Source organism: Frankia canadensis (assembly GCF_900197875.1).
Lineage (GTDB): Bacteria > Actinomycetota > Actinomycetes > Frankiales > Frankiaceae > Frankia > Frankia canadensis.
Genome location: NZ_FZMO01000142.1, coordinates 1 through 9,818, shown reverse-complemented (window position 1 = coordinate 9,818; position 9,818 = coordinate 1). Strand labels below are relative to the sequence as shown.

8 protein-coding genes are annotated in these 9,818 nt (G+C 70.2%); 4 read left to right on the top strand and 4 right to left on the bottom strand.

The window, feature by feature from the left end; genetic code table 11:
* Nucleotides 1-192: 192 nt before the first annotated feature.
* From C1A33_RS13690 to C1A33_RS13675, 4 genes are all read right to left on the bottom strand, one after another.
* Entirely contained in the window at nucleotides 193-873 is a 681-nt protein-coding gene (locus tag C1A33_RS13690; RefSeq protein WP_101831901.1) for a hypothetical protein, read from the bottom strand.
* 387 nt (nucleotides 874-1,260) lie between these two features.
* Entirely contained in the window at nucleotides 1,261-2,955 is a 1,695-nt protein-coding gene (gene ctaD, locus C1A33_RS13685; RefSeq protein WP_101831904.1) for an aa3-type cytochrome oxidase subunit I, read from the bottom strand.
* A gap of 401 nt (nucleotides 2,956-3,356) precedes the next feature.
* Nucleotides 3,357-4,034 carry a response regulator gene (locus tag C1A33_RS13680; protein WP_101831900.1) on the bottom strand — a complete coding sequence of 226 codons (678 nt, stop codon included), beginning with the start codon at nucleotides 4,032-4,034 and terminating at the stop codon, nucleotides 3,357-3,359.
* On the bottom strand, nucleotides 4,031-5,251 hold the full coding sequence (locus tag C1A33_RS13675) for a sensor histidine kinase (protein ID WP_243407518.1): 1,221 nt from the start codon (nucleotides 5,249-5,251) through the stop codon (nucleotides 4,031-4,033). The genes C1A33_RS13680 and C1A33_RS13675 overlap by 4 nt, the downstream gene beginning before the upstream one ends.
* Before the next feature lie 252 nt (nucleotides 5,252-5,503).
* Between C1A33_RS13675 and C1A33_RS13670 the strand changes: the two genes are divergently transcribed.
* The 4 genes from C1A33_RS13670 to C1A33_RS13655 all read left to right on the top strand — a co-directional run bounded on the left by C1A33_RS13670 (nucleotide 5,504) and on the right by C1A33_RS13655 (nucleotide 9,724).
* Entirely contained in the window at nucleotides 5,504-7,822 is a 2,319-nt protein-coding gene (locus C1A33_RS13670; protein ID WP_101831899.1) for an MMPL family transporter, read from the top strand.
* 106 nt (nucleotides 7,823-7,928) lie between these two features.
* Entirely contained in the window at nucleotides 7,929-8,432 is a 504-nt protein-coding gene (locus C1A33_RS13665; RefSeq protein ID WP_101831898.1) for a nuclear transport factor 2 family protein, read from the top strand.
* Between the two features lie 70 nt (nucleotides 8,433-8,502).
* Nucleotides 8,503-9,018, top strand: coding sequence for a nuclear transport factor 2 family protein (locus C1A33_RS13660; protein WP_101831902.1), 516 nt, complete (start codon nucleotides 8,503-8,505; stop codon nucleotides 9,016-9,018).
* A gap of 55 nt (nucleotides 9,019-9,073) precedes the next feature.
* Nucleotides 9,074-9,724, top strand: a complete 651-nt coding sequence (locus C1A33_RS13655; protein WP_101831897.1) for a TetR/AcrR family transcriptional regulator — start codon at nucleotides 9,074-9,076, stop codon at nucleotides 9,722-9,724.
* The last annotated feature ends 94 nt before the right edge of the window (nucleotides 9,725-9,818 follow it).

Genomic DNA, 9,818 nt, shown 5'->3' with positions numbered 1-9,818 from the left:
ATCATGCCGTTGTCATCCTGACGCCGGAGTTGATGTGCTGACCCCGCCCTGAAGGACGGGGCCTGCACGCTACGTTTCCCGGTCACACGCCAACGCCCCGCGCCGTACCCGGAGTACCTACCGGCGCCGTGCTCGTCGAGCTCCACTCGGCCCCGACGAACGGCGGCCGCTGGGGCCAGCGACGGGAGTCGCTCAACGGGCGCGCAGGCCCTGGATGGCGGCGACCACGACGACGGCACAGCCGGCGAGGCAGCTGGTGATGCCGACGTTGGGGTCGAACTGGATTCTGGTGGTCGTGCCGAACAGCGAGGCGTCGTCATCCTCGAAACCGGCGAGGCCCAGCAGGATGAACGTCCCATAGCCGAGGGCGCCGAGAAGGCCGCCGAGCAGGAGCAGCACGTCGCAGGCCTGCGACCTCGCCCTGGCGCCGACGGCGAGTCCGAGCAGGAGCAGGCCGAATGCCGCGGAGGCCACCCGCGCGCCGGGCACGATGTCCCCGCCGAGATAACCGGAATACGAGATGAACGGCAACAGCGAACCGAGGAACACCGCGGCCGCTCCGCCCGCCGCCCACTTCCACGACGACGCGGCCGGATACGACCCGTTGGCCGGCGGATGAGACGGTATCCAGCCCGTCGGCGGCGCTGCCGGCGGAAGCCAGCCGGTCGACTGCGCCGGCGGGGCAGGCCAACCGGTCGCCGTCGTCGCCGGCGGCAAAGCCTGCGGCGGCGGAGAACCAGGGCCGTCGTCCACCCAGAAGTTCCAGTGCGCGGGCGGGGAGGGCCAGCCGGGATCGGGCTGCCAGCCCTGCGGAGGCGTCCACCCCGCGTGCGGGACGGGCCAGCCGGGCGGCGGATTGAAGCGGAACGCCATCTGCCCTCACAACAGTGCCGACTCGACACCCCGTGATCCCGGCGTCGACACCGAGAAGGATTCCCCGGCCGGACACACCGTAGCGGAGGCCATCCGCACCCTCAACCAGAATCGGTCGACACTGCCACGCACCGCACTTTCGTAACGATCCCACGACCACAAAGGCTGCGGTGAGTGTCCCCAGAACCGCAGATGCGCCCCTGCCCTCACAAGCTGCTTGCCAGCAAGCTGGTGACCACGCGGATCACGCCGCGGGGCGCTGATCTCGACGGCCGCGGCGCGTCCGCGCACGGAAACAGGTGAACCGCCCCGGGTCCGTGTCTCGGTCCCGGGGCGGTTCACCCGTCCGCGTGTCCCGCGCGCGCTCTCAGGTACGTGGTTCCGCGCTCAGGTGCGCAGTTCCCGCGTGGCGTGCTGCTCCAGCGCGCCGCCGGTCACCGTCTCCGGGTGGTGCAGGTCGAAGGCGGGGCGCTCGGAACGGATCCGCGGCAGCGAGGAGAAGTTGTGCCGCGGCGGCGGGCAGGATGTCGCCCATTCCAGCGAGTTCCCGTAGCCCCACGGGTCGTCCACCGTCACGATCCGGCCCTTGCGGTACGACCACCACAGGTTGTAGAGGAAGGGCACCGTCGACAGGGCGAGCAGGACGCTGCCCGCGGACGAGATGGCGTTCAGCGTGTCGAAGCCGTCGGACGACGTGTAGTCGGCATACCGGCGCGGCATGCCCCTGACGCCGAGCCAGTGGAACACCAGGAACGTCGTGTGGAACCCGACGAGCATCGTCCAGAAGTGCACCTTGGCGAGACGCTCGTTGATCATCCGTCCGGTGACCTTCGGGAACCAGAAGTAGATTCCACCGAATCCGGCGAAGAGCAGCCCGGCGACGACGTAGTGGAAGTGACCGACCACGAAATAGCTGTCACTGACGTGGAAGTCGACCGGCGGGCTGGCAAGCAGGACACCGGTCAGACCACCGAACAGGAAGGTCACCAGGAAGCCGATGGCGAACATCATCGGCGGCTCGAAGGTGATCGAGCCATGCCACATGGTGCCGATCCAGTTGAAGAACTTGACCCCGGTGGGAATCGCGATCAGGAACGTCAGGAACGCGAAGAAAGGCAGCAGCGCGGCGCCGGTGACGTACATGTGGTGGGCCCACACGGCGATCGCCAGCGCACCGATGCCGATCGTCGCGTAGACGAGACCCTTGTAGCCGAACAGCGGCTTGCGGGAGAACACCGGGATGATCTCGGTGATGATCCCGAAGAAGGGCAGCGCGATGATGTACACCTCGGGATGCCCGAAGAACCAGAACAGGTGCTGCCAGAGGATGGCACCGCCGTTCGCCGCGTCGAAGATGTGCGCGCCGAACCGGCGGTCGATCTCCAGGGCGAGCAGCGCCGCGGCGAGCACCGGGAAGGCGATCAGGACCAGGATCGACGTGACGAGCAGGTTCCAGCAGAAGATCGGCAGCCGGAACATCGTCATGCCGGGCGCCCGCAGGCACAGGATCGTCGTGATGAAGTTGACCGCGCCGAGGATGGTGCCGAGACCGGAGACGGTCAGGCCGACGATCCACAGGTCCGAGCCGGCGCCGGGCGAGTACGCCGCGTTCGACAGCGGCACGTAGGCGAACCAGCCGAAGGATGCGGCGCCGTTCGGCGTGAGGAATCCCGCCATGACGGTCAGGCTGCCGAACAGGAAGAACCAGAAGGACAGCGCGTTCAGCCGCGGAAAGGCGACGTCCGGCGATCCGATCTGCAGCGGGATCAGATAGTTCGCGAACGCGAACGCGATGGGTGTCGCGAACATCAGCAGCATGAGCGTGCCATGCATCGTGAATATCTGGTTGTACTGCTCGTTCGACAGGAGCTGCAGGCCCGGCCTGGCGAGCTCGGCCCGGATGAACATCGCCAGGACGCCGGCGAAGGCGAAGAAGACCAGCGACGTCAGGAAGTACAGCAGCGCGATGTCCTTGTGCGACGTCGTCCGCAGGTAGTGTGCCAGGGTTTTCACCGCCCTGGGTGGGGCCTCGCCCACCGACGGGCCCGTATGCCCGGCCGGCGTATCGTGCACAAGTGTCACAGTCCGCTCCAGATGGTGATGCCGCTGCCGGCGGTGGCACGCGTTCCCGGCGTCGGGTGTCACGACCGCCGCCGGGCAGCCCACAATGAATGTGTGTCACCGTCGGCGGCGACGGGCCCGGCGGATGGACGGTCCCGCACCGCGCGGCTCGGCGCACCGGCCGATAAACCTGCCGGCGCACGCCACGTTATCCACGGGCCACCGGCCGCGGCCCCGCCTGACGTCCCACATACACGGGAATTCCGGCTCCCACACCAGGCGCACAAGGTCCTGCCCTGGCAGTTCCACCATTGCCCTAATCACCTTCTTGACCGCGGCCATCCGCGCAACAGGGCCGCCCGACGATCATGCGGAGGGAGTGGTGGCCCCGCCGGGTCATCGCCCAGACACGGACCGACCCTTCACTGGCCGATGTCGTGGTCGCCGGCCTCGACCAGGCCGCTCTCATAGGCGAAGACCACGATCTGGGCGCGGTCCCGCAGGCCGAGCTTGGTGAGGATGCTCGACACGTGCGACTTGACCGTCGCGGGTCCGATGAACAGCTGTCCCGCGATTTCGGAGTTGCTGGAACCGCGCGCGACGGCGACCACCACGTCACGCTCCCGTTCGGTGAGGCGCTCGACACGGCGCGAGGCCGCGGAGCCGACGGCCCGGCGTTCGGTGAACCGCCCGATGAGGCGCCGGGTGATCGACGGTGCCAGCAGCGCGCCGCCGTCCGCCACGGCGCGCACGGCGTCCGCGAGCTGCTCGGCCGGGATGTCCTTCAGCACGAACGCACTCGCGCCCGCACGCAGCGCCTGGTACACGTACTCGTCCGGATCAAAGGTGGTCAGGATGAGTACCCGCGTGTCCCAGTCGGCCTCGGCGAGGATTCTCGACGTCGCTTCCAGCCCGTCCATCACCGGCATCCGGATATCCATGAGAATCACGTCGGGACGGTGCCGGCGAGCCTGCTCGATCGCCTCGACTCCGGTGCCGGCCTCGGCCACCACCTCGATGTCGTTGTGCACCCGCAGGACCATCGCGAGGCCCCCACGGACCAGGGCCTGATCGTCGACGATGAGGACACGGATGCTCACGCGGGTTTTCCTTTGGCCGGCAGATGGGCAACTACCCGGAATCCACCGCCCGCACAGAGCCCCGCCTCCAGAGTTCCGCCCAGCAGCAGCGCCCGCTCCCGCATCCCGATGACGCCGTGGCCACCCGGAGCCTCCCGGGGAGCGGCGGGTTCCGGCGCGACGAACGCTCCGCCATCGTCGCGGACCTCGATGGCTATGCGGTCCCGATCGGCACGCAGTCGCACCTCGGCGGACGCTCCGGGGCCGGCGTGTTTCAGCACGTTGGTGAGTGCCTCCTGAATGATGCGGTAGGCGAACAGATCCGTGCGGGCCGGCAGGTCCGCCGGAAGCGCCTCCACCGCCGAGGTGACCTTCACACCCGCCTGCCGGATCTGCTCGATGAGCCCGGGCAGTTCGGCGAGGCTGGGCTGCGGCCCCAGGTCGTCGAGGCTGCTCTGCGGCCGTAGGACGCCGAGAAGGTGGCGCAGCTCGTCGAGCGCCTGCCGGCCTGCCTCCTCCACCGCTCGCATCGCGCCCAGCGCCGCCGCCGGATCCTCGGCGGCGACGGCCCTGGCCCCGCTGGCCTGCACCGTCATGAGGCTGACCCGGTGAGCGACGACGTCGTGCAACTCCCTCGCGATGCGGGTGCGCTCCTCGGCGACGATCCGACTGGTCTCGGCGGCCCGTTCCCGCCGGAGCTGGTCAGCGCGGTCGTGACGGAGCTGGACACGACGCCCGATATACCACGCCCCGACCATGACGAGACTGCCGAAGACGGGCACCTGCCACCACGGGCCGGGGTCATCGAGGCCGTCGATGCTGGCCAGGGCCGAGGCCACGAAGGCGCCCGTCGGAGCGCGCCAGTCCGCGGGAGCGTAGCGGCCGCTGGCATACAGGGCGGTGATCGTGGCGAAGCCGAGATGGGTCTCGCCGGTGCCGATCAGGGCGGCCCAGGCGATGAGCGAAACACCCAGGGCGACCAGCGGCGAGCGTCTGCGCCGGTACAGCGCCGTGCAGGTCACGGCGCAGACCAGGAGAACGAGAACCGGGACGTCGGCGAGGCCGCGCACCACCATCGAGTCGCCGGGACCGTCGATCACGAACACCGTCATGACGAAGGCGGCGGCGGCGAGAACGGCGTCCGCGGTGCGGGGCCAGCGGGCGAAGGGACCTCGCAGACCCTTCCGGGCGCCCGGGCTCGACGCCTCGGAGGTCGGCGTCCCGGCGGTCGGCGTCATGGGGCTTCGCCATCTCCCTTCGCTGTGGTGGACCAGGATTCTGGTGGGGACCGGCGACGCTCCCGTCGACCAGACGGGATCACGGTATGCGAGCCGGGGCCGGCCGTCGCCCGCCTTCAGACGCACGGCGGTCTCCCCCTCGAGGAGGAGACGAGGGCAGGATCCGCGCCGCGTCCACCGCCTCTAGGCGGGGCTGGCAGCCCCTCCACGGACGGGCGACGACTCGGGGGTCCGCCGCGCACAGTTCCCCTCATGAAGCAGTTCGCCCGCCGCGTCGGGGACATGAGCGCACGCAGACCGAAGCGCACGATCGCCGCCTGGGGACTTGTCGCCGTGCTGATGCTGGCTCTGGCCGGCACGGTCGGCGGCTCGTTCATCGATGACTTCGTCGCTCCCGGCAGCCAGAGCGAGAAGGCCATGACACTGCTCGAGGAACGCTTCCCGGACGCGGCCGGCGGCAGCGCGACGGCGGTGTTCGCCGTGCCCCACGGGCAGCGTCTCGAGGGCAGTCGTGCCGTCGTCGAGGCCACCGCCACTCGGATCGGGCGGGTGAACCACGTCGTCGCTGTCACGAACCCGTTCTCCGCCGGGGCGGTGTCCCCCACCGGGCGCATCGGATACGCCGAGATCCGCTTCGATGTGCCCACGACAGAGGTCAGCCAAGGCGTGCTCGCCGCGATCACGGACGCGATGCGACCGGCGCGGGTCAACGGCGTCCAGGCGGAGCTGGGTGGCGACGCGGCCTTCATCAACGCTGACGCGCAGACGTCGGGCATCGAGGTGGTTGGTCTGGCCGCCGCCCTGGTGGTGCTGGTGGTGGCGTTCGGCTCGGTCGTGGCGGCGCTCGTCCCGATCGTGCTCGCCCTGGTGACCGTCGCCGCCGGAGTCGGCGGCATCATGCTGCTGGCGGGCATCGCCGAGGTCTCGTCGGCAGCGCCGACGATCGGGGCGATGGTCGGTCTCGGGGTCGGTATCGACTATGCCCTGTTCATCGTGGCGCGCTATCGCGAGAACCGGGCGGTGGGCCAGGACAGTCCGAGCGCGCTCTCCGACGCGATGGCGTCGTCAGGTTCCGCCGTCCTGCTCGCCGGCGGCACCGTCGTCGTGGCGATGACCGCCCTCACGCTGACCGGCCTGGGCTTCCTGACCTCCATCGGGCTCAGCACCTCCCTGGTGGTCATGTTCGCCGTGGCGAGTGCCCTCACGCTGCTACCGGCGCTGCTCTCGCTGCTCGGCGATCGTGTCGACGCGGGACGCATCCCGGGCCGACGCGGCCGGGCGTCCACGGGTTCGGCCCACACCACGGCGTGGTGGCGCTTCGCCCACCGCGTCGCCCGCCGTCCCTGGCCATATCTGCTGGCTGCGGCGGCGATGCTGCTCGCCCTGGCCGCACCGGCGCTGAGCATGCGGACAGGATTCCCGGACGCCGGAGACGACTCGCCGCACACCAGCCATCGCCGCGCCTACGACCTGCTCGCCGACGGCTTCGGCCCCGGGGTGAACGCCCCGCTGCTGATCGTGGCCGATCTTCGCAGCGCGAATGCGGGCGCCGGCACCGGTGCGCAGGGAGGCCGCGACGCCCTGCCCGCCCTGGCCCAGCGCATCAACGCCGATCCCGGGATCGCCACCGTGAACGAGCCGCGATTCTCCCCCGCCGGTGACACCGCCGTACTGCGCGCCTTCCCGACCACGGCCCCCGCTGACCGCGCGACCTCCGACACCCTGGCGCGCATTCGCGAGATCGTGCCGGGCAACGTCGCCGTGTCGGGGCTGACCGCGATGACCGACGACCTGACCAGACAGCTCACCGATACTCTGCCGACCTTCGTCGCCGCGATCCTCGCCGCATCGTTCCTGCTGCTGATGGTGGTGTTCCGCTCGATCGCGGTGCCGCTGAAGGCCGCGCTGCTGAACCTGCTGTCGATCGGCGCCGCCTACGGCGTGGTCGTCGCGGTCTTCCAGTGGGGATGGTTCGGCGGCCTGTTCGGACTCGACGACACCTATCTGATCGCCTCACCGTTGCCCACGATCTTCTTCGCCGTCCTGTTCGGCCTCTCCATCGACTACGAGGTGTTCCTGCTCTCGCGCATCCGCGAGGAGTACGTCGCCACCGGCGACAGCTCCGAGTCGGTGGCCCGGGGAATGGCGGGTACGGGCCGTGTGATCACCTCCGCGGCACTGATCATGACGGTCGTGTTCCTCGGCTTCGTCGCCAATCCCGCACCGATGGTCAGGATGCTGGGTCTGGGCCTGGCCTCGGCGATCGTGCTGGACGCGACACTCGTCCGCATGGTCCTGGTCCCTGCGACCATGGCCCTGCTGGGCCGAGCAAACTGGTGGCTGCCTCGCTGGCTCGACCGCCTGCTGCCCGGCGCGCGATCTGACGGCGCCGGTGTCCCACCCCAGTCCGGGCCCGAGCTCGTCAATGCCACGACGGCCGCCGCGATCGAATCCCCCCGGGCGCGTCTGATGCACAGCCCGATGTCCGGCTCACGCCGCCGGGAGGACCACCTCGCCCCTCCAGCCGCCGAGACCGACCAACCCCACTTCCATTCTCGACGGGCCAGTTAACTAGACTCGTGGGTATGGTTTACGAGGCGGTTCAGCCTCTCCTGGCCGCCCCATCCGACCGGAGGTGCGTGCCCGTTGCCACGCCTGTCACCGAAGGTAGCCCACCATGCATGACGAAACCTCCGCCCGGATCGCCCGGCTGGAGTCCGAGCGCGACATCCTGCGCACCTTCACACGCTTCTTCCGCCTCCTCGACACCCGGCAGTACGAGCAGGTGGCCGAGCAGTGCCTCACTCCGGACGCCGAACTCGAGGTCCGTCTGCCCACGGCTCACCGACTGCACGGCCCTGGCGAGGTCACCCGACACCTGCGCACTCAGCTGGACGCACGGTCCGAGATGACCGCGCATGTGCCCGGACTCGCCGTCGTCGACTGGAACGGTCACGATCAGCCCTTCCTGACCGCCTACACCACCGCCTGGCACTGGTTCACCGCCCGGGCGCACCTCGGTGACCTGCGCCCCGCCGACTGGACCGTCGTCCTCCTGGTCGAGGACGCCTATCGCCGCCACGAGGGCCGATGGCTCATCGCCCGGCGACGTGTCACGCCCGCGGCCGGGCTGGTCGCCGCCGGTTCGCCGCCGCCCGCGGATCCCGCGGGCCACCGCTGACGCCGTCAGCATCCGCCCGCTCCAACTGATCGCCGTCCCACAAGCCATCACGGACCGGAAGGCCGCCATCATGACGACCGTTCTCGACCGCCTCGAGGCCGAGCGGGCCATCCTGCGCACCCACCACCGCTTCTTCCACCTCGCCGACGCCCGCGACTACGAACAGCTCGGCCGGCGATGCTTCACCGCCGACGCGTTCATCGAATACCGGATCATGCCCGGGCCACCGCAGCGTTTCATCGGCCGCGACGCGTTCGTCGACTTCATGGTCGCCGGACGGCCGCCAGCCCACCCGTCCTACCGGCTCGCCGGGCCCGCGGTCGCGCACACCAGCGCGCCGCCCGACATCGACTGGAGCAGGGGCAGGCCCCGGCTCACCGGCCACGCCACCGTCTGGCACTGGGCCGCCGCCCGCACCGTTGCCGGACGAGCCAGGCCGGCGGACTGGACGACCATCGGGCTCGTCGAGGACGCCTACCGCGAGGACGGCGGACAGTGGCTCATCGCCCACCGGCTGATCACGCCCGCCGCAGGCCTCGTCGCCACCGGAAGCGCGCCCGGGACCGGTCGGCCCACGGCGCGCTGAGGCCATGCCACCGCAGCCGATCCCGGCGGTTCAGGCGCACCGATACGATTGGCCGATGAGCGCACCGGCGCCGTCCGCCAGGCGGGCATCGTCGCGCGGTCGGATCGACAAGCGCCAGGCGATCCTCCAGGCTGCCTTCACCGTCTTCGCCGCCCAGGGCTACGAGCTGACCAGCGTGCAGGAGATCGCCGCCGAGGCGAACGTGGCGAAGGCGACGGTCTACAGCCACCTCGACGACAAGGAGCAGCTGTTCCGCCAGACGATGGCGACCGTCGCCGAGGCGGTGCTGGCCGACAGCCTCGCCGCCGTCGACCGGCTGCGCGCTGTCGGCGACGACCTGCGCGCCGTGTGGGAGGACGTCGCCGACGAGTTGGTGCGGGTGTGCTGTGACGAGCGTGCCCGGGCGCTGCGCTCGCTGGCCTACGCGCAGGTCGCCCGCTTCCCCGATCTGATCGCCGACGTCCAGGGTCGCACCTCCGTGCGGCTCGCCGAAGCGCTCGCCGACCGGATCGCCCGGCTGTCGCTGTCCGGACGGATCCGCCCCGCCGATCCCACCTGCGCCGCCGAGCAGTTCCTCGCCCTGCTCACCGGACCCATCGAAACACGCTCACGGATGGGCACCCGGGAGATTCCCGCCGAGGAACTGCTCGTGGTGTCCAGATCGGCGGTGGACACGTTCCTGCGCGCCTACGCCGCCGACTCCTGACCGTTGCATGAGAGCGCTGGATAGCGCTGTTCATGCCGCCTCACCTTTCGGTGGGGCACCCCGGGTCTGACCGGCCGTGGCCGTGCCCGGTTCC

What these genes read in the sequence shown, in the direction of transcription:
- C1A33_RS13660 (WP_101831902.1), top strand. Translation starts at nt 8,503, where the DNA reads ATGACGACCGTTCTCGACCGCCTCGAGGCCGAGCGGGCCATCCTGCGC.
- C1A33_RS13670 (WP_101831899.1), top strand. Translation starts at nt 5,504, where the DNA reads ATGAAGCAGTTCGCCCGCCGCGTCGGGGACATGAGCGCACGCAGACCG.
- C1A33_RS13690 (WP_101831901.1), bottom strand. Translation starts at nt 873, where the DNA reads ATGGCGTTCCGCTTCAATCCGCCGCCCGGCTGGCCCGTCCCGCACGCG.
- C1A33_RS13655 (WP_101831897.1), top strand. Translation starts at nt 9,074, where the DNA reads ATGAGCGCACCGGCGCCGTCCGCCAGGCGGGCATCGTCGCGCGGTCGG.
- C1A33_RS13665 (WP_101831898.1), top strand. Translation starts at nt 7,929, where the DNA reads ATGCATGACGAAACCTCCGCCCGGATCGCCCGGCTGGAGTCCGAGCGC.
- C1A33_RS13675 (WP_243407518.1), bottom strand. Translation starts at nt 5,251, where the DNA reads ATGACGCCGACCGCCGGGACGCCGACCTCCGAGGCGTCGAGCCCGGGC.